Origin of the sequence: Nostoc sp. (genome assembly GCF_036917275.1) — a bacterium.
Taxonomy (GTDB): domain Bacteria; phylum Cyanobacteriota; class Cyanobacteriia; order Cyanobacteriales; family Nostocaceae; genus Nostoc.
The window spans coordinates 68,735-94,991 of the sequence record NZ_JBALDF010000024.1 but is presented as its reverse complement, the minus strand read 5'-3'; the positions used below and the strand labels follow the sequence as shown (position 1 = coordinate 94,991).

The window sequence follows — 26,257 nt, the reverse complement described above, 5'->3', positions numbered from 1 at the left end:
TTAGTAATTTTAAATTATTGGATGAGTTTCAGTTGAAAAGACACGTAATTATACTGTGAAAAAAATTATTGCTTATCCACAAACATCGTGACCAATGTTGTTTTGTTTCTATAAACTTAGCTTGAGCATTAATTAATTAAAGTTAAGTAAAATCTCGGTTTGATATCTAGTAATTAATTTTATATTTTATTTCTATGTAGTTCTAAAAACAGCTACAGAGCGGATCAAAGATAAATAACGATTTCGCCCATTTAAATTTTGCTCGATTGTCAAGCAACTATATGGAATTTTTTCTAGGAAAACTTTGTTGTTTTCCATAGAATTTTGCGATGACATATAGTCCGATATTCTCTTTGATATCGTGCGATCGCCTACGGCGGGCGGCTACGCCATCGCAGCTAAGTTTAAAAGTGAGTAATTGGTTGTTAATTTACTTAATAAACACGGTGCTATGCCTACCACAGTCACCAATGAACTAAAACATGAAATTTGGCAGTTGTTGCGAGAATATCAGCAATCTCGGTCAGAAAATGTTCGCAATCAACTGGTAAAACTCAACTTTGGACTTGTGAGAAAAGAAGCTCACTACTGGACGAATCAATGTCATGAAACCTACGATGATTTGCTTCAGGTTGGGTGTTTGGGTTTAATCAGAGCTATTGAAAAATTTGAACTTTCCAAAGGACATGCCTTTAGTTCCTACGCTCTTCCCTATATTCGGGGTGAAATTCAACACTATCTCCGAGATAAAGGTGTCACGGTGCGAATTCCTCGGAAGTGGTTAGCACTACAACAGCAAGCAATAGGAGTGTCACGTTCTTGGCGTGAAAAGCATAATCGCCAACCAACAGACTCCGAACTAGCAACTGCACTGGAAATTTCTCCAAACGAATGGCAAGAAATTAAATTAGCATGGGTAAATCGTGCTCCCTTGAGCCTTGATGTGCCAATCCAAGATGGAGAAGAAGGCTCTACCTGTTTGGGAGAATTGGTTCCAGATCCTCACTATCGCAGCTTTCAATTGGCACAAGAAGACCAACTTCGCTTGCAACAAGCATTAGTTCAGCTCGAACAACGCACCCGCGATGTGTTGGAATGTGTGTTTTTACAAGATTTGACACAAAAACAAGTTGCAGAACATCTGGGAATCAGTGTCGTAACGGTTTCCCGTAGAGTCAAGAAAGGTCTGGATTTGATGAAAGAGCTTATGGGTGTAGGAGACGATTAACTGCAAATCAAAACCAAGCCGCAGTTATGCTGAGTAGGCAGTGCTAAAAAGAACCCTTGAAATGTCAAAAATTAGGTTATAAAGAGAACAGACTTTGCCTTTGATCCAAATTTCAGGCATGTTGATTTGCACTTTTCAATTTTCCAATGGCTTTTGAGAACAGCTCATGGGCAGAAATTCAAAAATTACAATTGTAGCTATTTTAACTTTGGCGATCGCTGGATGTGCTTCTGAAGATACACAACAAGCCATCAATCCTGCGCCGATTCCCAAAATAGCAGCAAAGTCGCCCCCAGCGGCTCAATCCTTTAACAATCCAGTGATACCTGCCAAACAGGTTTCACTAGTTACTCCTACATCTGTTAACTTGATTCAATCTACTAATGCTACAGAGCGGACACGGCTAGTTGTGCTATCAAAAGACCGAAGTGACCCGTTTGCACAAATTTTTGGGCAGGCGGTTGCCGGAATGCCTAAAACATCTGGAAGACCTGTTCCTGTGTTGCCTAAGCTACCTACTGCATCACTAGCAAGACGAAAACTTCCAACACCCACCGTAGTACGTAGCATACCTTTAAATACAAAGAAAAATAACATTGCTTTTGTACCAAAAAAAGTCAATCATACCTTGACTTCAGTCTTGCCTAAAGTTTTACCTCAAGTTATCCCCAATCCCACTTTAGTATCTGTATTGCCACCACCAGCACAACCTGACTTAGCAAGGGCAGTTCTTGTGACTGGTGTAGTTCTAATTAGTAAGGAACCGCAAGCAATTATCAAAGTACCGGATGAGCCGACAAGTCGCTACGTGCAGGCGGGACAGCGATTAGCAAATGGCGTACTGGTTAAACGGATTGAAATGAATCAGGGCTACAACCCCATTGTGATTTTGGAACAATATGGTATTGAAGTTGCCAAAATGGTAGGGGAAGGGGCTGTCAATTCAACACCGTCAGCTGCATCTGCTACCGGCAATCCTACTTCAGTGACAACGCCCCCCTTAAATTCTTTTAATGTTGGAGCTTAATAAAGATGGAGATTAAGGAAAAAATTGAGTTTCCTGGTTTGCCTTTAGCTGTCTATAGAGAGATAGCAGCTCATTTACGTCAAGTCGAAGGGGTAGAAGTGGATTTAATTCCCCAGTCATCCCAACAGTTTGATTACAATCAAAGTCAAATTGGTGGCTTGTCCATCTCGTGGACAGCAAACTCTGGTTTAGAAAGTCGGCAACGAGTTAACCAAATTTTGGCTTACTATCAAAATCGCTAGATGAATCCTATTTGATTTCGTTCAAATCGAAGCCTCAGATTCCCAATTTTTTACAGAAGTTGGGAATCTTGTTGTTCACGAATAATTAAGTACGTCTATAGTGGATGACGACTTTATACCAATTTTTTGTAAAACTGCATAAAATCAACCTTCGTTAGACTTGGGGCTTAAGCCCCAAGTTTTGGAACAACCTCACAGGTAATCGGTATCAATTAATATCAAATTATTGAATTTAGCTGAAAACTTGCGTACTTAAAAACTTAAAAACTAAATACCTGAGTATCCGTACTGCAAAATCTTAATTTCGTCAGGGATTAGACTGACAACGACATCATCTGAGTTGAAAATATGGAACTGTACGGGAGGCTACATCATATTAGCAACCCGCAGGACAACTACTGATTAATCAATTCACAGTGAAGGTTTGATGATGAAGGAATTGGGTGTGTCTGAAGTGAAAAGTCATGGCGCTCGTCGCTGGAAATATTTGTTTTTCCCATCCCTGAAAGCAGCAAATGTCTATTTGAATGAACAGCCCGATAAAACCAAAATGATCGTGCGTCCCTCTAACCTGGAATATATTTTTGTGGAATTAAGGAGACGCCAGTTAGATTAACCTCATCCTCCTAACTGTCGCAGCATGGCTTCTACCCTGTTGACGCCTTCTGAATCATTGCGCCGCTTGTACAAGTCACGGGCTTTCTGAAGCAAGCTGTTCGCTTGTTTGGTTTGTCGTCGCTGTTTATACATCGAACCCATCAACTCATAAGTCTGGGCATTGTTCTTATCCAAGCCGATTGCTTGCTCGTATGCCCAGGTAGCAGCACTATAGTCTCCCATACGAGATTGCGTCACAGCCAATCCTAAATAGGCGTTAACATTGTTACGGTTCAGCTGTATGGCCCGACGGTAGCCTTCCTTTGCCCCAGGCGTATCGCCCAAATTCGCTTTGATGTAACCCACAGCGTAGTAAAAATCACTATTGTTAGGGTTGATGGCGATCGCCCGACGATAAGCTGTTAATGCCGCCTGATAATTTCCCTGTTGAGCGTACAAGTAGCCAATACCTGAATGAATTTTAGCATTCTTGGGATCTAGGCTAGCTGCTTGCTGATAAACAGCGATCGCCCCACCATAATCGCCGGCATCCACTAACCTCCGTCCGTCTTCTAGTAGTTGCTTTAATTGTGGGTTTTTGCCTTGTGCCACTAATACCTGAGCCTGAGCCACTGAAGGTATGCTGAAAGCAAAACATCCTAATAACACCACACTAAACACAAATGATGTTGGCTTGTACACAGTAAAATTCCTGAAATTTTAGATGACTTTTTTTCTTGTACATTAAAACAAAAATATGGACTTTTGAAAACTGTATTTATTCGTATGAATTAAGATATTCATAGTTCATTCATTATAATCAGTGCTATATCACAGAGTCTTTAGTTAAAGATGAAATGCGAAGTATAAATGCTGAAATGATGTTACTTTACATATAAATTCAGAACAGCACCAAAATTACACTCTTTCTTATCAGTAGTTATACGTGTAAATCCTCAAAAACGAATAGGTGATACGCCAATCCGATAAATTATTGAATATTAATTCCTCTTAAGGATTTTACTTAATAACTTGCTAACTGTGTATCCAATTTTTCTTTCTTTATACTACCTTTAGCAAAACCACACACTTTGCGAGCAGTCGTTCTCTATCGATTGTCTACATCCTTTTTTGATCATTACACGATAAGATAAATTCAAAAAGCAAAATGGTCCTTCAAATCCTGATTCATTTTTAGGACAATACTACAAGTGAAAGCGCAGTTGCAATGGTACTTCGTACCTGATGAAAGCGATCGCAGTCTAAAATTGTGTGAGAGTATATTTATTAAACCTATCTCAACGCAGGCTAATTAGGGATGTGTAAATAAATTTACACTGATTAGAGGATTTTAATAATAAATATTAACCTATATGCTATCTGGGAGGCTAATTTATGATTATAACTACCACTGATGTGATTCAAGGAGCCGTTATTGAGTCATATTTAGGCATTGTGACAGCAGAAGTAGTTTACGGCAGCAATTTCTTGCGGGATTTTTTGGCTGGAATTCGAGATATTATTGGTGGACGCACTGGTAGCTATGAGCGTTTATTTGAGCAGGGTCAACGCAAGGCATTAGAAGAATTAGAACAACGAGCACAACGTTTAGGAGCAAATGCTGTGATTGGGATTGAAATTGATACTGGCACAATTAATATTGACCAGTCAGGAGTTCTATTACTGATTACTGCTACAGGCACCGCAGTCAAGATGCGTTAATATTTTAATGGTTGTCTAATTAGTTTTTTTAGTATCTTTTGATCATGTTTATAAACTTTTGTATGAAGTTGAATTTCATATAGAATAAAAGCTGGGTGACGATAGCAGCTAATAACTGTATTGTAAATTAAAATTTTTTATTTATTTTATGTGGGGAATCTTTAAAAAACTATTAATATAAAAAATAAATCCTAAATTTTATTAAAGTTTATTAAGAAAGTCTATTTTTTATCACCAAAGATAGATTTATTAAATATTTCTATTGATAGATATAAAAACAGATCATTTAGCTATTTAATTTTAAGCATAAACATGAATATACCTGAGCAGCAATTTTGCTGAAACAGGATTGGAGAACATAAGCTATGTCATACGTAAATCGGACAGGTGATGACACAATTCCTACTGGGTCTGTGGTAACAGGCCGAGTAAGTGAATATCATGATCTTGTTCGCTGGGGGCCGATTATTTCTGGTTTGTTGGTTTCCTTAGCTACCCAATTAATTTTGAGCGCTATAATTGGTGCGTTTGCGGCAGGCACAGTTGAAGATTCAGGTGCACCGAGATCAATTGCCTCTAACGCTGCGGGTAATGCGGGGCTTTGGTCAACTATCGCTTTACTAATTTCTTTATTTACTGGTGGTTGGGTTACAGCCCGTGCTTGTGGACCGATGAACCGCAATACAGCTCTTCTTAACGGCGCAATTCTTTGGGCAACGACTTTGGCTGTTAGCTCATGGCTGTTAGCAAGTGGAGTATCTGGTGCTTTTGGTGTTGCTGCTTCCAACGCTGGCGCAGTCATAAACCAGGTACAACAGCAAGGTGGTGTTAATGTACCACAAGCAAACATAAGTGCCCAACAAGCTCGTGAAGCGGCAGGTAATTTACGTTCAGGATTGTGGTGGTTTGTATTTGGTTCTTTGTTGGGTTTAATAGCCTCAATGATTGGAGCCGTAACTGGATCTCGTAGTCCTCGGGCTAACAATTACAATCCTTAAAGAATTGTTTGACAAACAAAATGTTATCAACTTTAAAAGCACCTTTTTCAAGGTGCTTTTTGTTTATTATTTAAGGCTGACATTTGTAGTGTCCAATTAATTCTGCCGTTGCTAAAACATGACTATCAATTGCTGCCAAAATATCTATTTATAAGACTGCGGGCTTTAATTCATATATTTTTTATACATAATGCATGAACTTCATCATTTTTTAGATAGCGAAATTAGTAGTACATAGTAACTAAAAATAAGCAAAATTACCAATACATCTTATCTGTTAATATCCCGCTTATAAGCAACAGAAATGCTTTTTATAAGCGGGATATTTTGCATGATTATTTTTTCAAAGTAAATGAAACGAAAACTTCACTACTACAGTTCACCATTTCAAATATGAAGCTTCAATTCCCTGTTCACGTCGAATTTTGCCATCTTTTTCAAACCAGGAAATTAGTTGCTGTGCTGTCAAATCTTCAATAGCAACGCCGTACTCTTGAGCGATATACTTCAAAAGCTTAAGTGATGAAATGGTCAATCTTGTTAAAAACTTTTCTGGGGAAGACAACAAAGCTGCGTCTACTTTTGCTGACTCTTCCAGGGTTAAAAATTGTGCTGATGGTTGCTGCGGTAATACGTCCATAAACGCTATCTCAAACTTACTTGATTATTGGGGAGTGGGGAGTAGTTTTCACTATAGGACTTACGCAAAAATTGCCAACTTCGCTTAATTTATCGAACCGCCAAGACGCCAAGAGCGCCGAGAATTCGTAGAGTGTGCGTAAGTCCTACACTAATGACTAATGACGAATTTGTACCAAATAGCCACAACGATGTTCGCCGTTGATAATCCAGTGGGTGCGTTCTACGGTACAATCAGGTAAGACGGCTGCAAACATTTCTAATTCGTGACCGCAGATGCTGGGGAAAGACTCGGCAACGTTAGAAATAGCGCAGTTATGCTCCATTAAGATAAAGCGATCGCTCTCAAAGCAGTCATTCACATCAACAGGGTGATACTCCGCCATGAAGCCTTCCGCTTTTCTGAACTCTACTAAGTTAGCTACCCGTTCGCGCAGTGAACCGCTACCCACGCGATCGCGGTATTCTAGTGCTTTGCGCTCCCACTGTTTCTGTAAAATCGATTTAAATTGGTCGTGTCCTACCGTTTCGGCTAAGGTGTCTAGCAGCGAAACCGCAAAATGACCGTGGCCATCACCAAAGCGATCGCTCATTGTTCGATGCAAGCGATCGCGTCCTTGACGACTCAGTTGATAAAGGTGCTGCGGCCGCCCCATCCCCGCCGCCTGCACTGATGTCGAATACAAAACTAGCTCCTCCGTCTCCAAATCTTTGAGATGCCGACGAATCGCTTGAGGGGTAACGTCTAAAACTTCAGCTAGCTCCAAAGCCGTTGCTTTTTCATGTTTGTGCAGATACTCAAGGATATCTTGCTTGGTTGAGGACTGGTGGATAGTCGCCATCTTATAGTTGGTGCGAGACGTTTAGCGAACGTCCCAAAAATTTCTTTGAAAATTTGACTTTGACAACAATGTTGTTGTTAATTTAGCGTAAAATGAAGATACATTAAACAACATAGCTGTTGTCTTAGTCTCTACAACTATTCTAGCAGCCGTGTAACCATTCCGTAACGTGATATGGGCGACTAAAGATAAAGTCCGTCTCCCATCTTAAAAGAGTTCTGAACACGAGAGATTATTACTGATGAGTGCCACTGTCAAAACCTTAGTCAACCAACCCTACAAGTACGGCTTTGTCACCGATATTGAAGCCGACACAATTGAGCGTGGACTAGACGAGGACGTTATCCGCTTGATTTCTTCTAAGAAGAACGAGCCGCAGTTCATGCTGGACTTTCGCCTCCGGGCTTATCGCCAGTGGCAAAAAATGACGGAACCAACTTGGCCGAATGTCAAGTATCCGCCAATCAATTATCAGGATATCATTTATTACTCAGCGCCAAAACGCAAGAAAGAAAAACTAAATAGTTTGGATGAAGTTGATCCAACCCTTTTAGAAACCTTTGAAAAGTTAGGTATTTCTCTATCCGAACAGAAGCGACTGGCAAATGTCGCCGTCGATGCAATTTTTGATAGCGTTTCTGTCGCCACCACATTTAAAGAAAAGCTAGCGGAAGACGGCGTTATTTTCTGCTCGTTTTCGGAAGCATTGCAAGAACATCCAGAATTAATCAAAAAATACCTGGGTAGTGTTGTTCCTATCGCTGACAACTATTTTGCTGCCTTGAACGCCGCCGTATTTAGCGATGGTTCTTTTGTCTATATTCCTAAAGGGGTGAAATGCCCAATGGAACTGTCTACCTACTTCCGCATCAACTCTGGTGATACGGGACAATTTGAGCGGACTTTGATTGTCGCAGAAGTTGGTAGTTATGTTTCTTACCTCGAAGGTTGCACTGCACCGATGTATGACAGCAACCAATTACACGCCGCCGTTGTGGAACTTGTCGCCCTCGACAATGCCGAAATTAAATACTCCACTGTGCAAAACTGGTACGCTGGAGATGCCAACGGTAAAGGCGGTATTTACAACTTTGTCACCAAGCGCGGTTTGTGTCAGGGCGTAAATTCCAAGATTTCCTGGACTCAAGTAGAAACAGGTTCGGCAATTACTTGGAAATATCCTAGCTGTGTGTTGGTGGGTGATAACTCTGTGGGTGAATTCTACTCGGTAGCGCTGACAAATAATATGCAGCAAGCTGATACTGGCAGTAAGATGATTCACGTAGGTAAGAATACCCGCAGTACAATTATTTCTAAAGGAATCTCCGCAGGTAATTCTAGTAATAGCTATCGGGGTTTGGTGAAAGTTAATCCGACGGCAAAAGGGGCGAGAAATTATTCCCAGTGTGACTCGATGCTGATTGGGGATAATGCTCATGCGAACACTTTCCCTTATATTCAGGTACAAAATAACACTGGGAAGGTGGAGCATGAAGCTTCTACTTCTAAGATTGGGGAAGATCAGTTATTTTACTTTGCTCAACGGGGTATTTCTTCAGAAGATGCAATTTCGATGATGATTAGCGGCTTCTGTAAGGATGTTTTCAATCAGCTACCAATGGAGTTTGCTGTGGAAGCTGATAAGTTGTTGAGTTTGAAGTTGGAAGGCAGTGTTGGATAAATGGAAGCAAGGATAAACACAGAGACATCGGTGTTCTGTGTTTATCTGGAAGAACGACGAACCGCCAAGACGCCAAGAGCGCAGAGAAGGAGAAGGGAGAAAAGATGATTTTTGAAAATAGTGAAGTTGTGCTGTCGGTACGGAATCTGACGGCTAATGTTGATGGGACACCGATTTTGAAGGGTGTGAATTTGGAGGTGCGATCGGGTGAAATCCATGCGATTATGGGGCCGAATGGTTCTGGTAAGAGTACCTTTTCTAAGGTGTTGGCTGGACATCCGGCGTATGAGGTGACTGGCGGTGAGGTAATTTTTCAGGGGCAAAATTTACTGGAGTTGGAACCGGAGGAACGGGCCAGAAGTGGTGTGTTTTTGGCGTTTCAGTATCCGTTAGAAATTCCGGGTGTGAGCAATTTAGATTTTTTGCGGGTGGCGTACAACTCCCGTCGCAAGGCGCAAGGTTTAGAGGAAATAGACGCTTTTGATTTTGACGATTTGATTGAGGAAAAGCTGGATGTGGTGAAGATGAATTCCAGTTTTCTCAGTCGGAGTTTGAATGAAGGGTTTTCTGGTGGTGAGAAGAAGCGGAATGAAATTCTGCAAATGGCGTTGCTAGAACCAAAGTTGGGAATTTTGGATGAGACTGATTCCGGTTTGGATATTGACGCGCTCAGAATTGTGGCTAATGGGGTAAATCAACTGGCAAGTCCAGAAAATGCCACAATTTTGATTACTCACTATCAGCGATTACTTGATTATATTGTGCCTGATTTTGTGCATGTGATGGCACAGGGGCAGATTATCACCAGTGGTGGTAAGGAACTGGCATTAAAATTAGAGTCTGGCGGTTATGATTGGGTGTTAGCAGAATTTGCAACTGCTGAGGTGGGTGTGTAATGAGTATTCAAGTATCTCAAAGTCAGGCTTCCAACACCTTGGTAAATGGAGATCCTTACCTGAGTGAGTTGTTAAATCAATTTCAGGGATTGATTTTCGAGGAAGTTCCTCAGCCGGAAACATTTGCTTGGTTACAACAAGTGCGCGATCGCGCTGCTAATTTTGTCCGTCACTCAACTATCCCCACTACCCGTGAGGAAGAATGGCGATTTACTGATCTGTCGTCTCTACAGCAAGTAAAATTCAATGTAGAGACACGAGAATTTTGGTCTATAAAATTTGATATCACACAACTGACTTTACCCGAAGCTGTTGATAGTAGGTTGGTGTTTGTCAACGGAATTTTTTCGCCGGATCTGTCATCTGTTGCAGATTTGCCAGAAGGTATATGGGTGGAAGATTTAGCTGGATTTCCTTTAGAATATCGCTCTCGCCTACAGAATTATTTAGCCCAAGAACAGGGTACGCAAGAAGTCTTTACTGCGTTGAATACTGCTACTTTCACAAATGCATCTGTAGTATGGGTGGGAAAAAATGTTGTCGTAGAAACGCCAATTCATTTACTATTCTTGTCTATTCCTGGTAATTCACCGATACTATCACAACCTCGTTCTTTAGTAGTAGCTGAATCTGGTAGTAGTGTTACGCTCATTGAAGATTATCTGTATCAACCAACAAACATAGAAGATCCAGATCAAATAGAACTTGGGGAAGTAGTTCACTTTACTAACGCAGTTACACAAATCTGGATTGAGGAAAATGCCCAGGTTAACCATACTCGAATCCAACGTGATAGTGCAGAGGCTTTTCATATTGGTAAAACATCTGTCTGGCAAGCTCGTGATAGTCGATATATAAGTCATGCCATAAATTTAGGCGCGAAGTTGTCACGGCACAATTTAGAAATTTTGCAAACTGGTGAGCAGACAGAAACTACTCTCAATGGGTTGACGATGATTTCTGGTAAGCAGTTAGGGGATACTCACAGTGCGCTCGCACTAAATTATCCTCACGGTACAAGCGATCAATTGCATAAATGTATTGTAGGCGATCGCGCTCATGCGGTATTCAATGGTAAAGTTTTTGTACCCAAACCAGCACAGTTGACAAATGCAGCCCAGTTGAATCGGAATTTGCTGCTATCATCGAAAGCCAGGGTTGATACTAAACCCCAATTGGAAATTACTGCTGATAATGTCAAATGCGCTCACGGTGCTACCGTTAGCCAATTAGAAGATGACGAAATATTCTATCTGCAAAGTCGGGGAATTGATGAAAACGATGCTCGGAAGTTATTAGTTAACGCCTTCGCTGCTGAAGTCATCAATAAAATACCGATTCCCTCTCTGCGAGAAATCCTTTTAAACATAGTTAATAATCTAAAGTCCATATCGCCTGATTCTTGAATCTACCAATGACTTTCACTCCTACCAAAACCCTAGCTGATCAAGTTCGTGCTGACTTTCCAATATTGCATCAGGAAGTCAACGAGAAACCTTTAATTTATCTCGATAATGCTGCGACATCGCAAAAGCCTTTGTTCGTATTAAATACCCTACGGGATTATTACGAGCAATATAATGCTAACGTGCATCGTGGTGCCCATTCCCTGAGTGCTAAAGCTACCGATGCTTATGAAGGGGCGCGAGACAAAGTTGCTAAATTCATTAATGCTGCATCACGTCAAGAAATCGTTTATACCCGCAATGCAAGTGAGGCGATTAACTTAGTAGCCTACAGCTGGGGAATGAACAATTTGCAGCCGGGAGATGAGATTATTCTCTCGGTGATGGAACACCATAGTAATATTGTGCCTTGGCAATTGGTGGCGCAAAAAACGGGTGCAATACTTAAATTTGTAGAACTAACACCAGAAGAAACCTTTGATTTGGAACAGTTTAAAAAGCTGATTTCTGAAAAAACAAAATTGGTGTCGGTTGTACATATTTCCAATGCTTTGGGTTGTATTAACCCAATAAAAGAAATTGGTGCGATCGCTCACAAATCTGGTACTAAATTCTTAGTTGATGCTTGCCAAAGTGTCCCTCACTTCCCCGTTGATGTGCAGCAGATAGATTGTGATTGGTTGGTAGCATCCGGTCATAAAATGTGCGCCCCAACTGGGATAGGATTTCTGTATGGGAAGTTGGAATTGTTAGAATCAATGCCACCATTTTTTGGTGGTGGTGAGATGATTGCAGAGGTATATTTAGACCATTCCACCTATGCAGAATTACCGCATAAATTTGAAGCCGGTACACCTGCAATTGGCGAAGCGATCGCACTTGGGGCTGCGATAGATTATCTTAGCAATATCGGCATGGATAAAATTCACGCCTACGAAGCAGAATTAACAGCTTATTTGTTCCAACAATTAGAGCAATTTCCCCAAATTAGAATTTACGGCCCCAAACCAAATGCAAAAGGAGAAGGTAGAGCCGCTCTTGCGTCATTCACTGCTGGGGAAGTCCACGCTAACGACTTATCTACATTATTAGATCAAGAAGGCGTTGCCATTCGTTCTGGACACCACTGCACTCAACCATTACACCGTTACTTAGGTCTTGCTGCAACTGCACGAGCAAGTTTATCTTTCTACAACACCCGCGAGGAAATTGATGTTTTCATCAAAGCACTGAAAGAAACTCTCGACTTTTTTGCGGGTTTCCTTGCTTAAAGTTACAAAATATTCAGACACTAATTGTGCCAAATATCAGCAACATATCTTGCTAATAATTGGCACAATTTAATTATCTGGATTCTTTACAGGAGCAACTAAAGTGTCATACAGTGACTTTACTTTAGACAGAGTTATAAAAATCTTTGGCTTAACTATTTCTGATAAAATTGATATATTTGCATCTGTACATGAAGTAGAGTGTCCACCATTACTTGCAGAAGTATTGCGAGAAAATGTACCTTTGGCTCTTGCTAGTAATACTGAAAAATCCCGTTAAGAGATGATTATAGCGCCTATTTTAATTGCTGTAAGGAAATATTTAAATAATCAAATAAGTTTATTTTCTGGTATCGATTTTACCGTTGATTCAGCGCAAGGTTTAAATGGAAATTGCGATTTTATTATTAGCCGTTCACCAGAGTTACTAATTCTGAACGCACCAGTTGTCACAATTGTAGAAGCTAAGAAAGAAAATATCAATGCCGGATTAGGTCAGTGTGTAGCAGAGATGTTAGCAGCTAAATTGTTTAATGAACGTGAGGGTAATAACATTCAGGCAATTTATGGAACTGTCACCACTGGAACTAACTGGAAGTTTTTAAAGCTCATTGGGCAAGTGATTGAAATCGACTTGAGCGAGTATTATATTAATGACATAGGTAAAATTATTGGGATTTTATCTAATATCGTGACAGAAGAAGTATTGTAATATGCTTGTCAAGTCAACGCCTGCGGAACAAAGAACAGTGCTACAGAACATTAGCTGGGAAACCTTTGAAGCCTTGCTGAGAGATACAGGTGAGGACAGAGGCTCAAGATTTGCTTATGACTGCGGTGTTTTAGAAATCATGACTCCACTTTTTGAACATGAAAACCCCAAAATTCAGTTTGACCGATTTATTCTAGTCTTAGCTGAAGAATTAGGAATTGAAATTAGAAGCGCTGGTTCTACAACATTGAAGCGGAAAATATCAAATCGGGGAATAGAACCAGATACTTGCTACTATATCCAGAATGAAGTAGCTATTAGGGGTAAGCAAACTTTAGATTTAGAAAATGATCCGCCGCCTGACTTAGCAATTGAGATTGACATTACCAGCAGTTCAGTTAACAAATTGGGGATTTATTCAGCGTTGGGTGTAACTGAACTTTGGAGATATGATGGGCAAAATTTAAAATTTTATCAGTTGATAAAGGGGCAATATGTCGAGTGTAAGTTTAGTATTGCCTTTCCTATAGTTTCAGTGAGTGATATAAGTAGATTTATTGAGCAAAGTAAAACAAGCGGGGAAATTGCTTTGCTCAAATCATTTCGCGCTTGGGTGCGGGATAAGTTAGGGTAGTTTACAAGAGCTACTATAAACTAATAAAATTAACGCTATCTTTGATAAAATATTGTCAAATCCTACAAAATTAGGATATTTTTATAGTAGCTGTTTACTCTACATTACTAATCAATATCAATATCAATCCAACGCATTCCAGCCCTTTGAGGGTCAAACCCTTGAGGAAATTTAGTAAGTCTGTTGTAGCAAGCATCTTGAAATTTGGTATCGAAAATTATTGCTTCTTTAAGCCTTGCAAAACTTAAATCCGCTCCTGTTAGGTCTGCACCAGATAAGTTTGTCTGTAATAGTTCTGCACTATTAAAGGATGCTCCCTTTAATGTTGCTCCTTGTAGGTTAGCTTTCTCCAAATGTGCTTCAGTTAAGTCTACCCCTGTTAAATCTGCCTCACTTAAATCGACTTCAAATAGCAATGCTTCGACCAGGTTCGCCCCTTGCAGTGACACTTTAGGAGCAATTAAATACATTCCAGCACTCACTGGATCAAAATCTTCAGGAAAACGAGTTTTTTCGTTATAAAAAGCGCTTTGAAAAACTGCATCTTTAAGTTCGGCGCTACTCAGGTCAGCTTCAAATAAACGTGCTGTTTTCAGGTTAGCTTTTCTCAGGTTAACTCCTTGCAGGTTTACCTTCTCTAGGTTTGTCGTCTCTAAGTTAGCGCCTTGCATATCTGCTGCAAGCAAGTCTGCCATACTTAAGTTTCTAACATCTCCTAAATCTGCTTGTCTCAGATTTACCCCTTGTAGGTTTGCTGTACGTACTTCTGTCCCTATCAACTTTGCCCCTTGCAAGTTAGCTTTTCGCAGATTAGCCCCTTCTAAATTTGCTTCTGATAAGTTGGCTTTTTTCAGATTAGCTCCCTCCAGGTTTGCTCCTCTCAGGTCTACTTCCTCTAAAAATGATAATTGTAGATTTGCTCCTCTCAGATTCACCTCTGACAAATTTACGGCTATGAGATCCGCTTGTTTTAAGTTTATATTTTGAAAATCTCTTTTTCCATCTGCATAGAGTCTCAGTAACTTATCTACATTCGTCTCTGGAGTAAACCCTTGTCCCATAGGTGTGTCTTCAAGTCTTTTGTAATGGTATTAAATATATTTAACCAGAAAAATTACCAAAATCTACGCTTGTATTTGTTTGTCCGAACTTACTCAACTCAAAGTATTGTATTCTTGTATCTCTAGATTCAGATGTTGACTACTATAGAGACATAATATAAATACAGTATGTGGGCGCAACAAACCTTGCCCCACGAAAAGATGGCTATGTGTTAAAATTTTCAAGACACAACGCCGCAGCCTTCATCAAAAGATACGAATTAATGCTTTATTTGATTAGGAATAAGATAAGTCATTTATAATCTAAAATAAGATTTATCTAAGTAACTAGATTAACAACAACTATGCACCCCATATTAAAAGTCGATATTTCTGAACTAAGTGTATCTGAACGTATACAGCTTGCCGAGGACTTATGGGACAGCATTCTTACCATACCTCACGAAGTTCCTCTCAACGATGAGCAAAAACAAGAATTAGATAGACGCTTGGAGATGCATCGCCAAAACCCAAACCAAGGTTCAACCTGGCAATCCGTCAAGGAAAGACTAGGTTTAACTGAATGAGCTATCAGTTAATAATTAGTCCAGAAGCAGAACTGGATATTCAAGATGCTTTTGAATGGTATGAACAACGTGATTCTGGAGTAGGTTCGGAGTTTGTACGTGCAGTTGATAGCTGTTTAGCATTAATTCGACGCAACCCTTCAGCTTATCCAGTGGTGTATCGACAAGCGCGGCGATTATTAATACGTAGGTTTCCCTATGGTGTTATTTATGTTACAGAAGAAAATGTCATCACTGTAATTGCTTGTTATCACGTCAAACGTAATCCTAAACAGTGGCAGAGCAGGAAGATTTGAACGTTTTTATGACCTCGCTTACAATCACTTGAACCATCTACAACTCCTATTCTCAAATAAGTTATTAGTAATAGTATAATCAAAGCGATCGCACCCCACAAAATCAACTCAAAGAATCTGGATCTATCCCCAACCTTCGTAATTTTTGTGCCAGCCTTTGAGCGCGTTCTTCAGCAGTGGTAGCGCGTTGTTCCGCAGCGATCGCTCGTTCTTCTGGTGTTAAATATCTGACTCCTTGTTTGTCATACCAATACAACCAATCCCGCGTAATTCCCTGATAGGTTCCCCGTTCATAACCAATTGCTAAACCTATCTCTGATAACCAAACAAGATTTCCTGGCTGCAATACATATTCACCATTTACAAAGCGATAAACCTCTAAAGGTGGTTTTCTTCGGCGTTGAGGATTGTAGACAACATAATACAAAATCTCCATATCCGCATAAAGTTTCTTTTTGCTGGTGTATTCCCCACGCCGTCTGTGAGAAACAACTTCTAATGCCATAATCGGCATCACCTTTTCTTCCCACAACACATAACTTAAACGCAAGTTCTCATCAAAAACTCGCTCGACTCCTAAACTTAAAAACCCATCAGGTACAATCGGCGGTAATTCGGGATCGTAATATATCCCCATATCAACGCCAAAAAACCAATCCATCCGGCTTCTCCACAGCCAAGCTAAAATGGCTTCTAGCAAGCCCGGAATCAAATGTTGTAGTTGATTATCCACAGGTTCATCGTCAGAATCGGGCAAATCCTCGGCGGAGGGTAAGCAGTGCAGTGGGTTGTAATTTAACATGGTGGGTGTGACGCAAACTTATAATATTGATGATATCTATCCACCTCTGACTTTTTCTTGCGATAATTCCCAAGGGGGACGCGCTCTCCACTGGCTAGTAAAAGAGGGATAGATGACACTCAAGCGATTAGTTTTAATTTTTGTACTAACGCCGATAGCAGTTCTGTTGGCAGTTTCGGCTTTATTTGGTAGTTGGCAAGAACCTCAGTTCCAAAGTCGCCTAGAACTATACCAAACCAATATTGCTCTACAAGCCCAAGCTTGGCAATCAGAAGATAGCAACGATGACAATCTCAAAGCGATTCGGGAAGCGATACTTGGTGAGCAACCCCTGGAGGGCGCCACAAACCAGTATGAGGAGGCGCGTCAATCAGTTCAAGTTAATTTGGACAAAGTTAGTAACAAACTTGCACAATTACGCTCTCAGCCTGAAATAACTCCCATACCTCCGAAACCTCTACCTGAGGTTCCTCCCACTACTAAAACCTCTAAACAGGGACAGCAACAGTTACAGCAGTCCCTCAAGCAATTACAAAAATTACTGGCCGAATTAGACCTGCGCCTGGGAATTTTACAAGCACAGCAAGGACAGACGGATACAGCCCTTAAGACTTGGAGCAAATTAGAACAACGCTCAAATATCAATCCAGAATTTGGAGAAACCGCCACTGTATTGAGTGGACTGTGGAGCAATCCTTCCCGTCTGCTCCCAAATGCTGAACAACCAATTCAAAAGAATTTAGAAGGTTGGTTTCGCTCTACTGCTTTGGTTCAGCTATACCAACTTCAGCAACGACAAGACGCTTTATCAGCAGTTAAAGCTGCACAACAAGAATCTGCAACTCAAGCAGTAGTTAAATTAGCGGTTATTGGCACTATTCCCACCTTGGCAGCTTTAATTGGTCTAATACTACTGATTTTATTATTTGCTCAACGCTTGTTGAAAGGAAAAGCCTCGTTACTAGCTCAAAATGCTGATGTCCTTTGGTCAACACCTTGGGATGGTGAAACGGTTTTGCAGGTTTTTATTGTAGGCTTTTTCTTCATGGGGCAAATTTTTGTACCTTTAGTGCTATCGCTGCTCCCTATCCCGCGTCCCATCATTGATGTGCGACTTCAGGCTTTTTCTGTTTTAATTAGTTACTTACTGGTAGCATCAGGTGCGCTGTTAGTAATGTATTTCTCTCTCAAGCGCTTTTTTCCACTACCTGAATTTTGGTTTCGCTTTCGTTTTCAAGATAACTGGTTTTTGTGGGGACTGGGAGGCTATTGCGCGGCTTTACCTATAGTTGTGGTAGTATCTTTGATTAATCAACAGCTATGGCAAGGACAGGGTGGTAGTAATCCCCTGTTGCAACTAGCGTTGGAAAGCCGAGATGGTGTAGCACTTGGTATATTTTTTTTCACAGCAGCGATCGCAGCTCCATTTTTTGAAGAAATCCTATTTCGCGGCTTTTTGTTACCCTCTCTAACTCGTTACTTACCCGTGTGGGGATCGATTCTGATCAGCAGTTTGTTGTTTGCGATCGCTCACCTCAGCTTGTCAGAAATTCTGCCGCTGACCGCATTGGGAATTGTGTTGGGGGTAGTCTACACGCGATCGCGTAACCTCTTCGCTCCTATGCTCCTCCACAGCCTCTGGAATAGTGGTACATTATTAAGTTTATTTGTTTTAGGTAGCAATTAATACTTCTTTATTACTGTTGTTTAAAACAGAAATATCTGCTTTTATCTCCATAGGTAAGAACAATTTACTAGTTATAATTGGTTATAAGCATAAATACTGGCTGAAAACCCAATTAATATAATGGCAAAAGTAAATCACAGAATGCTGTTAACATAAACAACAAACTATCTAGTTAAATTTATTATCATCCGGCTGATTTTAGCCAATAACTGGTCTAGTGATTGGTGTGATGGTCTTTCACGCCCACTGGAAGCTATCGGAAAAAAATCCGGAAATAATACTGATGGACTTGTAAAAAGTGGTGTAGCAGTTTTTGTTAATTCTTGAGGTTCATTCTTCTCAAGAGCAATGTTTTACCTGAAAATCTGCAAAACTGCCGCACTAGGGTTTGTGCTCATCAAATCCACCAAAAATTATTAAGGAGCGCCAGATTTTCCGGCTATGCCGCAAGACGTTTTAGCGTCTTCTCTAAAATAGAAGCACGCTAATTTTGGTTATTTGTCTTGAGGCTTACTTATACTGAAAAAATTAAAAATTTATTTATTCAGCAAATACAGTTACTTGCTTTTATTACAATAAAGACTTTATTTTTATATCTGACTTATCAAGGAGCAGTACTTATATGGCAAATATTAACCCCAGTCACCCTACCAAACAACTTCTAGCTGGTTACTGTGGCATTATTCTTGGAGCATTTGGGGTTCATAAATTTATTCTAGGATACGCTCCACAAGGCTTTATCATGTTAGTGATTTCAGTAGTCGGGGGTTCTTTCAGCTACGGGGTTGCCTTTTTAATTATGTTACTTGTAGGTTTAATTGAAGGCATGATCTATTTGAATAAGTCCCCTGAAGAATTTGTAAATACCTACTTTGTAAATAAGCAGGGCTGGTTCTGAAAACTTATATCTCACACTTGGGTTACTCTGTAAAGTTATATATCTTGAGTGGATATTTGAAAAAAATTTGTCATTTGTAATGACAACTAATTAGTCGGACATTACATCATGACCTACTATATTCTCCGTTTGTATAACCTATTACAAACTGGAGAAATATATCTTTATTTTATTAACTCTCCTTGGGTAAACTTCTTTCTTGAGTAACTATTAATTAAAGTTATTGTGTATTCTGTACAGACTTATAGGTATAAATAGATATTTTGGCTAAAAAATTCTGAATTCTACTGGTATGCTAACTATCAAACGTAAACAGCTGATCTGGATACTCTTCTTTTTGTTGGGCTTTGGCTATTTCAGCGCCATGTCTAATTTGGAAATTCACAATTTTTGGAAAAGCCTGATTGTCCTCATGCCAATGCAAGTGGTAGCTATTATCTATGTGACTTATCTCCGCTGGAGCCGTCATTGACCCTCAGCGAGATCCGATAAATTAATAAATTTAATAGGGTTGACATACAGTCGTAGTTCCATATTTCGCCTACGCTCAAATTAGAGACGCTTTTAGTCAGGCGTTGAATTTCTGTAGCGAATCTAAACACAAGCCATGCAACTTGTTCCGAAAACTAAGCTAGCCCCAGAATTTGACCCAATCCTAGAGAAAATTATTCTCGATGTTGGGGGCATGAAGTGTGCTGGGTGTGTGAATGCAGTAGAGCGACAGCTAACCCAACATCCAGGAGTTAAGAGTGCCTGTGTGAACCTGGCCACAGAGGTAGCAGTTGTAGAGTCAGAAACTGGTGCGGTAGATGCAGATGCACTAGCACAACGATTAACAGCCGTTGGATTCCCGACTCAACCCCGAAAAGCTAAGGGCACAGTCGCAGGCGAGATATCTACCTTACCAGACCCAGCACAACGACAACGCCGAGAAATGCGCTCTTCTGTTAGGCAGTTGGCGATCGCTGCAATGTTGCTGTTATTGTCGGGAAGTGGCCATTTTGGTAATCTTGGTAGCTCAGTGCTGCCACTGCTAAATAACATCTGGTTTCATTGTGGACTGGCGACAGTGGCGCTATTAATTCCTGGTCGGCCGATTTTAGTAGATGGCTGGCTGGGCTGGCGGCGAAATGCGCCTAACATGAACACCCTGGTGGGATTAGGAACGCTGACAGCCTACATTGCTAGTTTAATAGCCCTGCTCTTTCCCCAAATGGGTTGGGAATGCTTCTTTGACGAACCAGTAATGATGCTGGGCTTTATTCTTTTGGGAAGGACATTAGAGCAACAAGCTAGAGGTCGCGCCGCTGCTGCATTTAGAAAATTGCTAGCACTCCAGCCACTCTTAGCGCGATTGATTGCCAACCCAGAGAAAGTCGGAGTGGGATCTTCTAGTGTAGAGATTCCTGCTGAACAGGTGCGGGTTGGTGAATGGTTACAAGTGCTGCCAGGTGATAAAATCCCTGTCGATGGTGAAGTGGTAGTTGGTCAAACAACGGTGGATGAATCCATGCTGACTGGGGAAGCCGTGCCAGTAATCAAGCAACCGGGAGATACTGTGACCGGAGGGACACTAAACCAGTCAGGAGCGATCGCTATTCAGGCAACCCGGACTGGAAGTGATACAACTCTAGCTCAAATTGTCGCTTTAGTAGAAACCGCCCAAACTCGGAAAGCTCCAGTACAGAAATTAGCAGATACAGTAGCTGGTTACTTTACCTACGGTGTGCTGACAGCATCTGTATTAACATTTGTCTTTTGGTACTTTTTCGGTACTCACATCTGGACTGATGTCAGTATGTCTGGTGGTATGGAAATGATCAGCCACGCTGACCATTCCCCACTCCCAACTCCCCACTCCCCCCTATTAATCAGCTTAAAACTAGCGATCGCAGTTATGGTAGTTGCCTGTCCCTGTGCTTTGGGACTTGCCACACCAACAGCCATTCTTGTTGGGACTGCTATGGGCGCAGAACGCGGTCTGTTAATCAAAGGCGGCGATGTTTTGGAAAGAGTACACCAGTTAAATACCGTAGTCTTTGATAAAACTGGCACTCTGACCACGGGCAATCCCATCGTCACAGATTGTCTGTTAATTTCAGAAATGGGTAGTGAGAATCCCTACTCCCTGATCCAAATAGCAGCAGCCGTAGAAAGCGGTACTCACCATCCTCTAGCAAAAGCGATTCAGCAAGAAGCACAGCGGCAACAGTTATCTATTCCAGAGGCTGTGGACTTTCACACGGAACCGGGACTAGGGGTGTCTGCTGTGGTAGAGGGCACAGTTGTACTATTGGGTAACTGGGACTGGTTGAGTTGGCACGGCATTGCGATTAGCGAAACTGCACAACAGGTAGCACAGGATTTGGCAACAGATGGTAAAACAGTCGTTTGCGTAGCAGTTGGGGGAACTTTAGCCGGGTTAATTGCTGTTTCTGATACCCTCAGACCAGATGCCCAATCTACTGTAGACAAGTTGCGTCAGATGGGCTTACGGGTAATGCTGCTCAGTGGCGATCGCCAAGAAGCAGCTAGCGCCATAGCCAAACAACTAGGATTAGCTAGTGCTGATGTAATAGCGGGTGTCCCCCCAGCTAAAAAAGCAGCTGCAATCCAGTCTCTACAACAAGCGGGGACAAAAGCAACTCCTAATTCCTCACTCCTAACTCAGCACTCAGTAGTCGCAATGGTAGGAGATGGAATTAACGATGCTCCAGCTTTATCCCAAGCAGATGTAGGAATTGCTTTACACTCTGGGACAGATGTGGCAATGGAAACTGCTGAAATTGTCCTAATGCGCGATCGCTTAAACGATGTCGTCGAATCTATTCAGCTTAGTCGCGCCACTTTCAACAAAATCCGCCAAAATTTATTCTGGGCTTTTGCATATAATACAGTTGGCATTCCTTTAGCAGCCGGTGTTTTGTTCCCTAGTTTGGGTTTTGTCCTTAACCCATCTGGTGCTGCTGCATTAATGGCTTTTAGCTCTGTTAGTGTCGTCACAAACTCAATATTATTACGGCGATTAGCTTATCAGCCGTAGAATACTCTTTTGCACGTAAAATTTCCCAGCACAAATCTAGGTTATTCCCATCTCAAGTTAAACTGAGTCGCCCTGTCAAAATTTTACGCAGCCCACAAAGCTTCTTGAGACACTTATCAAAGCTATCATAGCTACTGGAGTAGAACGGCCATGTTCTACTCTTTCAAGGTATTATGCAATTTTAAAGCTTATTTAGATCAGCACCACAAACTTATGGTGCGCGAGAATCGCAGGATACGATACTAAACAAATCTTGATTAATTACAGTTCCACCGATTTGTCAATGGCAGCAGAAACTAATGAAAACCATCTACTGATTATTGAAGACGATCAAGGTCGCAAAGAATTTTCTCTGGAGCAACCCGTCTACTCTATCGGTAGAGACCGCGAATGTAATATCCGTTTGATGTCGCAGTTTGTCTCCCGCCGCCATGCCACATTAGTGAGATTGCCACGAGAGCATAATAGTCATAGCTACTATTACCGGATTGTAGATGGCGATGCCAAAGGTAAGCCTAGTTCCAATGGTTTGATGATTAATGGACGTAAGATACCAGCCCACGATCTTAGAAATGAAGACGAGATCGTTTTTGGTCCTCAAGTCCGTGCCATTTATTACCTTTTAAAAAACACTCAGCGTTTGGGACAAACCGATTCGAGCGAGTACGACATTACACTCATAAATCCCGGTATGGCCGAGGATTTAGAGGATGTGCTAGATTGAATTCTAAACTACCAATCACAGTCTGACACTCTCAAGGCTTCAAGTCGTGGGAGTGTCAATTCAATTACTCACTAAAGCTATCCTGCAAGACTTTCAATCAAATGCCAATGGCGGCTACTTTCAATAGCCTGCTTGATGAATTCAAACATTTGTCGGCAGTAATTATCTAGTTGGAGTGGTAGTTCTTCATTTTTAATCACAATACTCATCCGGGTTTCTGTTTCAGTAGATTTTGATTTATCAATCAGTACTTCTACTGTGACCAATTTAGGAAAAGGAACATTGCCGGGAACTTCACGAGCGATAATGTAATCGCCCATGTGGTATTGAATATCCAACTGACAGTCCTGTAGAAGTTCTACAAGTAACGTCTGAAGATGGTCATTAGGAACAGAAACAATAAATGAACAGGTATAGCGAGCCATAATAGCCCCACGCCTTGCAACACTCCGTCCATCCTATAATACCGAAGCATCTAAACGGAAAGTGATTCAAAAGCAAAGTTTTTGAGATCAGGCGTTACCAGATATACAGTTATATCTCTTCTATCGAGAAGAAAAGTGCCATAAGCTGAAAGTTTGATCAAAAACTTTACAATAAAGGTTTGGCTGAGGTAGAAAATGAAAGTCGCAATTACTGGAGCAACAGGATTTGTTGGTAGTCGTTTAATACAACGACTCCACGAAAAAGGTCATAAAGTAGTAGTATTAGCTCGGAACACCGCCTTTGCTCAAAAGGTTTTTCCATCCGAGGCTTTCCCCAATCTAGAAATCGTTGCCTATACACCAAATGCATCTGGTTCTTGGCAAAGTGTCATTGCTAGTTGTGATGGCGTAGTTAATTTGGCAGGAGAACCTATTGCTGAAGGACGCTGGACACCAGAACGCAAACAAGAAATCCTCAATAGCCGGAAGTTAGGTACACAAAAAATAGTTGAAACAATAGCCAACGCTAACCCCAAACCAACAGTGTTAGTTAACGCTTCGGCTATTGGCTACTACGGCACTAGTCAAAGCGCAACCTTTGATGAAACAAGTCTATCTGGTAACGATTTTCTCGCCCAAGTCTGCCAAGCCTGGGAAACAGAAGCCAGAAAGGTAAAAGATGCTGGTGTACGGTTGGTAATTTTGCGTCTTGGGATTGTTCTGGGCAATGGTGGTGCTTTAGGTAAAATGATTCCGCCTTTCAAACTCTTCGCTGGTGGCCCCATTGGCAGCGGTCGGCAGTGGTTCTCTTGGATTCACGTAGACGATTTAGTTAACCTGATTCTGCAAGCTTTAACCAAACCGGAAATAGAAGGTGTATATAATGCTACTGCCCCTAACCCAGTCCAAATGGCAGATTTAAGCCAAACTTTGGGACGAGTGATGAATCGCCCTTCTTGGTTGCCTGTTCCTGCTTTTGCGATCGAAGCTCTTTTAGGAGACGGGGCTATAGTAGTTTTGGAAGGTCAGCAAGTTCTACCCAAGCGCACCGTGCAAACAGGCTTTGAGTACAAATACCCGAATTTGCAATCAGCATTAACGCAAATTCTTACATAGAGTCAAAAGTCACATTTCAAGAGACTGGGTATCAGGTATTAGGTACTGGGGACTGGGAAGAAGCAAGGAAGTTACGGATCTAACAATGCCCAACACAGCTTTTGGAGAGGCTGCGCCAACGGCTTACCTCGACTTCTCTACGAGACGCTACGCGTAGCTTGCTTCCCTGTAGGGGTACGCTCGGCACAAGCCGCTTAGTACAAGCGCCTCATGCCCCATACCCAATCTCTGAACTATTGACTAGAGAGAAATCTTCTTGAAACCCAACTGATAATACCGCTGAGAATCGCACCGCCCATAAGAATGCCAATCGCTGGGTTAAATACGGGTTGCCACAGTTTATGCCATAAATCCAAACCCAGGTTAACTCCTACAGAATCACCGATCGCAGCGATCGCTAACCAGACAAAGCCAAATAAAACCAAAAAAACATCTGCGACTAAAACCATGTTTAGCCAATTCAACAATTTATCTTTCATCTATCCTTTTGTCTAATTGCCCCAAATTTTACGACTACTAACTAAGTGACACGTAAGTTAGAAGTGAGGATTACCGACTTGAATTTAACTCCTAACTCCTGTACAGACGCGATTAATCGCGTCTATACTCCTAACTCTTAACTTCTCACTCCTCCAACAGCCAATTTTTGACTTTTATCAAACTCTGCCAATCTGGTTTTCTACTTAAACCGTCTTCAATACTGCTTTTTATTTCATCGCGCCATTCTGGGTTGACAAAAATTAGCTGTTGTGCTATATCAATATGTTCTCGTAAACCTTTTTGACCTGTTTCCAGCATTGCTAAGGCGATATTTACTCTAGCTTGTGGGTCTTGTGGATTTAACTTGACTCCCTTCTGTGCAGCTTTGTAAGCCAAATTGGGTTTGTTATCGAGTAGATATAACCACGCTAAACAAATCCAAGCAGAACTATTTTTAGGAGCGCGATCGCACACTTCTTTAAATACAGGGATTAAAGAATCTACTGCAACTCCAGCTTTATAGCGCTCTAAACCTGTATCAAACAGGGATTCAACTGTTTGAGTCATAGTAAATTAATCAATAGTCATTAGTTAATAGTCATTAGTCATGGGTCAATAGTCAATAGTTAAAAAACCTTTACTCTTGACTATGGACTTATTGACCGGAGCTTTCGGAGTCTCCGGCTTTGGTCTTAAGCTAAACCCCAAATGACTTGCCGCAACCACAAGTTTGGTTGGCATTGGGGTTAGTAAATTGGAAGCCACCGCCAATCATAGCATTGCTGTAATCGAGCATTAAGCCGTAGAGATATAACAGACTCTTGCGATCGCTGATAATTTTGAAGCCATCATAGTCAAAGACTTCATCCTGAGGGGTGATCTTGCTAGTGTCTTCAAAGTCCATCATGTAAGACATCCCAGAACAACCACCCTGACGGACTCCTACCCGTAAGCATAAGTCTGTGCCTTGCTTGTCCCGGAGGGATTTTACCTGGTGCAATGCGGCTTCGCTCAACAGAATTCCGCGTTGTTGAGCCTGAATTGCTTGTGTCATCTGCTTTTTTAACTCCTTAATTAATCTAAGCGTTACCCTGTATCGGCTTGTTAATGCCTGTGGGTTGCCCAAGGTGTTTTTGTTTTCATTCTAGCGGCTTAGATGTCGTTAGATGCCAAATTGTAAACACTCCGTCAAAAGCAGCCAAAGATTTCTATTCTAGAATTGAGAGATTCAGTGTATTTATACATTCGGTATTTCTGAAGTTCA

Annotated in this window: 27 protein-coding genes and 2 pseudogenes; 20 read left to right on the top strand and 9 right to left on the bottom strand. The window is 41.2% G+C overall.

Annotated elements, in window-relative coordinates; translation table 11 throughout:
- Nucleotides 1-451: 451 nt before the first annotated feature.
- The 4 genes and pseudogenes from V7K35_RS08990 to V7K35_RS08975 form a co-directional block, all read left to right on the top strand.
- Nucleotides 452-1,228, top strand: a complete 777-nt coding sequence (locus V7K35_RS08990; protein WP_335078143.1) for an RNA polymerase sigma factor SigF — start codon at nucleotides 452-454, stop codon at nucleotides 1,226-1,228.
- 166 nt (nucleotides 1,229-1,394) lie between these two features.
- Nucleotides 1,395-2,255 (top strand): hypothetical protein, encoded by an 861-nt coding sequence (locus tag V7K35_RS08985; RefSeq protein ID WP_335078141.1) that lies wholly within the window; start codon nucleotides 1,395-1,397, stop codon nucleotides 2,253-2,255.
- Between the two features lie 5 nt (nucleotides 2,256-2,260).
- Nucleotides 2,261-2,497 (top strand): hypothetical protein, encoded by a 237-nt coding sequence (locus V7K35_RS08980; protein WP_298910653.1) that lies wholly within the window; start codon nucleotides 2,261-2,263, stop codon nucleotides 2,495-2,497.
- 406 nt (nucleotides 2,498-2,903) lie between these two features.
- Nucleotides 2,904-3,113 (top strand): annotated as a pseudogene (locus V7K35_RS08975) (ABC transporter ATP-binding protein); the annotation flags it as partial.
- A gap of 2 nt (nucleotides 3,114-3,115) precedes the next feature.
- On the opposite strand, the gene V7K35_RS08970 reads toward V7K35_RS08975, so the two are convergent.
- On the bottom strand, nucleotides 3,116-3,796 hold the full coding sequence (locus V7K35_RS08970) for a tetratricopeptide repeat protein (RefSeq protein ID WP_335078139.1): 681 nt from the start codon (nucleotides 3,794-3,796) through the stop codon (nucleotides 3,116-3,118).
- A gap of 693 nt (nucleotides 3,797-4,489) precedes the next feature.
- On the opposite strand from V7K35_RS08970, the gene V7K35_RS08965 reads away from it, so the two are divergent.
- Nucleotides 4,490-4,816 carry a YbjQ family protein gene (locus tag V7K35_RS08965; RefSeq protein ID WP_109009512.1) on the top strand — a complete coding sequence of 109 codons (327 nt, stop codon included), beginning with the start codon at nucleotides 4,490-4,492 and terminating at the stop codon, nucleotides 4,814-4,816.
- 365 nt (nucleotides 4,817-5,181) lie between these two features.
- Nucleotides 5,182-5,814 carry a hypothetical protein gene (locus tag V7K35_RS08960; RefSeq protein WP_335078136.1) on the top strand — a complete coding sequence of 211 codons (633 nt, stop codon included), beginning with the start codon at nucleotides 5,182-5,184 and terminating at the stop codon, nucleotides 5,812-5,814.
- A 379-nt stretch (nucleotides 5,815-6,193) separates the two neighbouring features.
- Here the strand turns inward: V7K35_RS08960 and V7K35_RS08955 are convergent, their stop codons facing one another.
- Together V7K35_RS08955 and sufR are read right to left on the bottom strand one after the other, a co-directional pair.
- On the bottom strand, nucleotides 6,194-6,454 hold the full coding sequence (locus tag V7K35_RS08955) for a hypothetical protein (RefSeq protein WP_334724529.1): 261 nt from the start codon (nucleotides 6,452-6,454) through the stop codon (nucleotides 6,194-6,196).
- 157 nt (nucleotides 6,455-6,611) lie between these two features.
- Entirely contained in the window at nucleotides 6,612-7,295 is a 684-nt protein-coding gene (gene sufR, locus V7K35_RS08950; RefSeq protein ID WP_335078134.1) for an iron-sulfur cluster biosynthesis transcriptional regulator SufR, read from the bottom strand.
- Nucleotides 7,296-7,536: 241 nt separating this feature from the next.
- On the opposite strand from sufR, the gene sufB reads away from it, so the two are divergent.
- The 6 genes and pseudogenes from sufB to V7K35_RS08920 all read left to right on the top strand — a co-directional run bounded on the left by sufB (nucleotide 7,537) and on the right by V7K35_RS08920 (nucleotide 13,895).
- Nucleotides 7,537-8,976, top strand: coding sequence for a Fe-S cluster assembly protein SufB (gene sufB / locus V7K35_RS08945; RefSeq protein ID WP_335078132.1), 1,440 nt, complete (start codon nucleotides 7,537-7,539; stop codon nucleotides 8,974-8,976).
- A gap of 104 nt (nucleotides 8,977-9,080) precedes the next feature.
- Nucleotides 9,081-9,872, top strand: a complete 792-nt coding sequence (sufC, locus tag V7K35_RS08940) for a Fe-S cluster assembly ATPase SufC (RefSeq protein ID WP_335078130.1) — start codon at nucleotides 9,081-9,083, stop codon at nucleotides 9,870-9,872.
- Nucleotides 9,872-11,278 (top strand): Fe-S cluster assembly protein SufD, encoded by a 1,407-nt coding sequence (gene sufD, locus V7K35_RS08935; RefSeq protein WP_335078128.1) that lies wholly within the window; start codon nucleotides 9,872-9,874, stop codon nucleotides 11,276-11,278. Before sufC ends, sufD begins: the two co-directional genes overlap by 1 nt.
- An 8-nt stretch (nucleotides 11,279-11,286) precedes the next feature.
- Nucleotides 11,287-12,549 (top strand): cysteine desulfurase, encoded by a 1,263-nt coding sequence (locus V7K35_RS08930; protein ID WP_335078126.1) that lies wholly within the window; start codon nucleotides 11,287-11,289, stop codon nucleotides 12,547-12,549.
- Nucleotides 12,550-12,652: 103 nt separating this feature from the next.
- Nucleotides 12,653-13,261: pseudogene (locus tag V7K35_RS08925) on the top strand (hypothetical protein).
- A 1-nt stretch (nucleotide 13,262) separates the two neighbouring features.
- Nucleotides 13,263-13,895 (top strand): Uma2 family endonuclease, encoded by a 633-nt coding sequence (locus V7K35_RS08920; protein ID WP_335078124.1) that lies wholly within the window; start codon nucleotides 13,263-13,265, stop codon nucleotides 13,893-13,895.
- 107 nt (nucleotides 13,896-14,002) lie between these two features.
- On the opposite strand, the gene V7K35_RS08915 is transcribed toward V7K35_RS08920, so the two are convergent.
- Nucleotides 14,003-14,956, bottom strand: a complete 954-nt coding sequence (locus V7K35_RS08915) for a pentapeptide repeat-containing protein (RefSeq protein WP_335078122.1) — start codon at nucleotides 14,954-14,956, stop codon at nucleotides 14,003-14,005.
- A 344-nt stretch (nucleotides 14,957-15,300) separates the two neighbouring features.
- Between V7K35_RS08915 and V7K35_RS08910 the strand changes: the two genes are divergently transcribed.
- A complete protein-coding gene (locus V7K35_RS08910; protein WP_335078120.1) occupies nucleotides 15,301-15,522 on the top strand; it encodes an addiction module protein in 222 nt (73 codons plus the stop codon).
- Nucleotides 15,519-15,818 (top strand): type II toxin-antitoxin system RelE/ParE family toxin, encoded by a 300-nt coding sequence (locus V7K35_RS08905; RefSeq protein ID WP_335078118.1) that lies wholly within the window; start codon nucleotides 15,519-15,521, stop codon nucleotides 15,816-15,818. Before V7K35_RS08910 ends, V7K35_RS08905 begins: the two co-directional genes overlap by 4 nt.
- A 103-nt stretch (nucleotides 15,819-15,921) precedes the next feature.
- Here the strand turns inward: V7K35_RS08905 and V7K35_RS08900 are convergent, their stop codons facing one another.
- Entirely contained in the window at nucleotides 15,922-16,620 is a 699-nt protein-coding gene (locus tag V7K35_RS08900) for a Uma2 family endonuclease (RefSeq protein ID WP_335078116.1), read from the bottom strand.
- A 112-nt stretch (nucleotides 16,621-16,732) separates the two neighbouring features.
- Between V7K35_RS08900 and V7K35_RS08895 the strand changes: the two genes are divergently transcribed.
- The 5 genes from V7K35_RS08895 (at nucleotide 16,733) to V7K35_RS08875 (ending at nucleotide 22,972) form a co-directional block, all read left to right on the top strand.
- Nucleotides 16,733-18,307: a CPBP family intramembrane glutamic endopeptidase gene (locus V7K35_RS08895; RefSeq protein WP_335078114.1), complete on the top strand. Its 1,575-nt coding sequence runs from the start codon at nucleotides 16,733-16,735 to the stop codon at nucleotides 18,305-18,307.
- Between the two features lie 622 nt (nucleotides 18,308-18,929).
- Nucleotides 18,930-19,205: a TM2 domain-containing protein gene (locus tag V7K35_RS08890; RefSeq protein ID WP_273768245.1), complete on the top strand. Its 276-nt coding sequence runs from the start codon at nucleotides 18,930-18,932 to the stop codon at nucleotides 19,203-19,205.
- A gap of 292 nt (nucleotides 19,206-19,497) precedes the next feature.
- Nucleotides 19,498-19,677 (top strand): hypothetical protein, encoded by a 180-nt coding sequence (locus V7K35_RS08885; protein WP_334961257.1) that lies wholly within the window; start codon nucleotides 19,498-19,500, stop codon nucleotides 19,675-19,677.
- A 135-nt stretch (nucleotides 19,678-19,812) separates the two neighbouring features.
- Nucleotides 19,813-22,248 (top strand): heavy metal translocating P-type ATPase, encoded by a 2,436-nt coding sequence (locus tag V7K35_RS08880; RefSeq protein ID WP_335078112.1) that lies wholly within the window; start codon nucleotides 19,813-19,815, stop codon nucleotides 22,246-22,248.
- Between the two features lie 226 nt (nucleotides 22,249-22,474).
- Nucleotides 22,475-22,972 carry an FHA domain-containing protein gene (locus V7K35_RS08875; protein WP_335078169.1) on the top strand — a complete coding sequence of 166 codons (498 nt, stop codon included), beginning with the start codon at nucleotides 22,475-22,477 and terminating at the stop codon, nucleotides 22,970-22,972.
- 77 nt (nucleotides 22,973-23,049) lie between these two features.
- On the opposite strand, the gene V7K35_RS08870 is transcribed toward V7K35_RS08875, so the two are convergent.
- A complete protein-coding gene (locus V7K35_RS08870; RefSeq protein WP_335078110.1) occupies nucleotides 23,050-23,397 on the bottom strand; it encodes a hypothetical protein in 348 nt (115 codons plus the stop codon).
- A gap of 195 nt (nucleotides 23,398-23,592) precedes the next feature.
- On the opposite strand from V7K35_RS08870, the gene thyD reads away from it, so the two are divergent.
- Nucleotides 23,593-24,513, top strand: coding sequence for a thylakoid membrane protein ThyD (gene thyD, locus V7K35_RS08865; RefSeq protein WP_335078108.1), 921 nt, complete (start codon nucleotides 23,593-23,595; stop codon nucleotides 24,511-24,513).
- Between the two features lie 233 nt (nucleotides 24,514-24,746).
- Here the strand turns inward: thyD and V7K35_RS08860 are convergent, their stop codons facing one another.
- The 3 genes from V7K35_RS08860 to V7K35_RS08850 all read right to left on the bottom strand — a co-directional run bounded on the left by V7K35_RS08860 (nucleotide 24,747) and on the right by V7K35_RS08850 (nucleotide 26,047).
- Nucleotides 24,747-24,992: a hypothetical protein gene (locus V7K35_RS08860; RefSeq protein ID WP_335078106.1), complete on the bottom strand. Its 246-nt coding sequence runs from the start codon at nucleotides 24,990-24,992 to the stop codon at nucleotides 24,747-24,749.
- 145 nt (nucleotides 24,993-25,137) lie between these two features.
- Nucleotides 25,138-25,560 (bottom strand): tetratricopeptide repeat protein, encoded by a 423-nt coding sequence (locus V7K35_RS08855; protein ID WP_298921319.1) that lies wholly within the window; start codon nucleotides 25,558-25,560, stop codon nucleotides 25,138-25,140.
- A 130-nt stretch (nucleotides 25,561-25,690) separates the two neighbouring features.
- On the bottom strand, nucleotides 25,691-26,047 hold the full coding sequence (locus V7K35_RS08850) for an iron-sulfur cluster assembly accessory protein (RefSeq protein WP_335078104.1): 357 nt from the start codon (nucleotides 26,045-26,047) through the stop codon (nucleotides 25,691-25,693).
- Nucleotides 26,048-26,257 lie beyond the last annotated feature (210 nt).

Coding starts and splice junctions, on each gene's coding strand:
- V7K35_RS08990 (WP_335078143.1), top strand. CDS start 452: ATGCCTACCACAGTCACCAATGAACTAAAACATGAAATTTGGCAGTTG.
- V7K35_RS08985 (WP_335078141.1), top strand. CDS start 1,395: ATGGGCAGAAATTCAAAAATTACAATTGTAGCTATTTTAACTTTGGCG.
- V7K35_RS08980 (WP_298910653.1), top strand. CDS start 2,261: ATGGAGATTAAGGAAAAAATTGAGTTTCCTGGTTTGCCTTTAGCTGTC.
- V7K35_RS08965 (WP_109009512.1), top strand. CDS start 4,490: ATGATTATAACTACCACTGATGTGATTCAAGGAGCCGTTATTGAGTCA.
- V7K35_RS08960 (WP_335078136.1), top strand. CDS start 5,182: ATGTCATACGTAAATCGGACAGGTGATGACACAATTCCTACTGGGTCT.
- V7K35_RS08955 (WP_334724529.1), bottom strand. CDS start 6,454: ATGGACGTATTACCGCAGCAACCATCAGCACAATTTTTAACCCTGGAA.
- sufR (WP_335078134.1), bottom strand. CDS start 7,295: ATGGCGACTATCCACCAGTCCTCAACCAAGCAAGATATCCTTGAGTAT.
- sufB (WP_335078132.1), top strand. CDS start 7,537: ATGAGTGCCACTGTCAAAACCTTAGTCAACCAACCCTACAAGTACGGC.
- sufC (WP_335078130.1), top strand. CDS start 9,081: ATGATTTTTGAAAATAGTGAAGTTGTGCTGTCGGTACGGAATCTGACG.
- sufD (WP_335078128.1), top strand. CDS start 9,872: ATGAGTATTCAAGTATCTCAAAGTCAGGCTTCCAACACCTTGGTAAAT.
- V7K35_RS08930 (WP_335078126.1), top strand. CDS start 11,287: ATGACTTTCACTCCTACCAAAACCCTAGCTGATCAAGTTCGTGCTGAC.
- V7K35_RS08920 (WP_335078124.1), top strand. CDS start 13,263: ATGCTTGTCAAGTCAACGCCTGCGGAACAAAGAACAGTGCTACAGAAC.
- V7K35_RS08915 (WP_335078122.1), bottom strand. CDS start 14,956: ATGGGACAAGGGTTTACTCCAGAGACGAATGTAGATAAGTTACTGAGA.
- V7K35_RS08910 (WP_335078120.1), top strand. CDS start 15,301: ATGCACCCCATATTAAAAGTCGATATTTCTGAACTAAGTGTATCTGAA.
- V7K35_RS08905 (WP_335078118.1), top strand. CDS start 15,519: ATGAGCTATCAGTTAATAATTAGTCCAGAAGCAGAACTGGATATTCAA.
- V7K35_RS08900 (WP_335078116.1), bottom strand. CDS start 16,620: ATGTTAAATTACAACCCACTGCACTGCTTACCCTCCGCCGAGGATTTG.
- V7K35_RS08895 (WP_335078114.1), top strand. CDS start 16,733: ATGACACTCAAGCGATTAGTTTTAATTTTTGTACTAACGCCGATAGCA.
- V7K35_RS08890 (WP_273768245.1), top strand. CDS start 18,930: ATGGCAAATATTAACCCCAGTCACCCTACCAAACAACTTCTAGCTGGT.
- V7K35_RS08885 (WP_334961257.1), top strand. CDS start 19,498: ATGCTAACTATCAAACGTAAACAGCTGATCTGGATACTCTTCTTTTTG.
- V7K35_RS08880 (WP_335078112.1), top strand. CDS start 19,813: ATGCAACTTGTTCCGAAAACTAAGCTAGCCCCAGAATTTGACCCAATC.
- V7K35_RS08870 (WP_335078110.1), bottom strand. CDS start 23,397: ATGGCTCGCTATACCTGTTCATTTATTGTTTCTGTTCCTAATGACCAT.
- thyD (WP_335078108.1), top strand. CDS start 23,593: ATGAAAGTCGCAATTACTGGAGCAACAGGATTTGTTGGTAGTCGTTTA.
- V7K35_RS08860 (WP_335078106.1), bottom strand. CDS start 24,992: ATGAAAGATAAATTGTTGAATTGGCTAAACATGGTTTTAGTCGCAGAT.
- V7K35_RS08855 (WP_298921319.1), bottom strand. CDS start 25,560: ATGACTCAAACAGTTGAATCCCTGTTTGATACAGGTTTAGAGCGCTAT.
- V7K35_RS08850 (WP_335078104.1), bottom strand. CDS start 26,047: ATGACACAAGCAATTCAGGCTCAACAACGCGGAATTCTGTTGAGCGAA.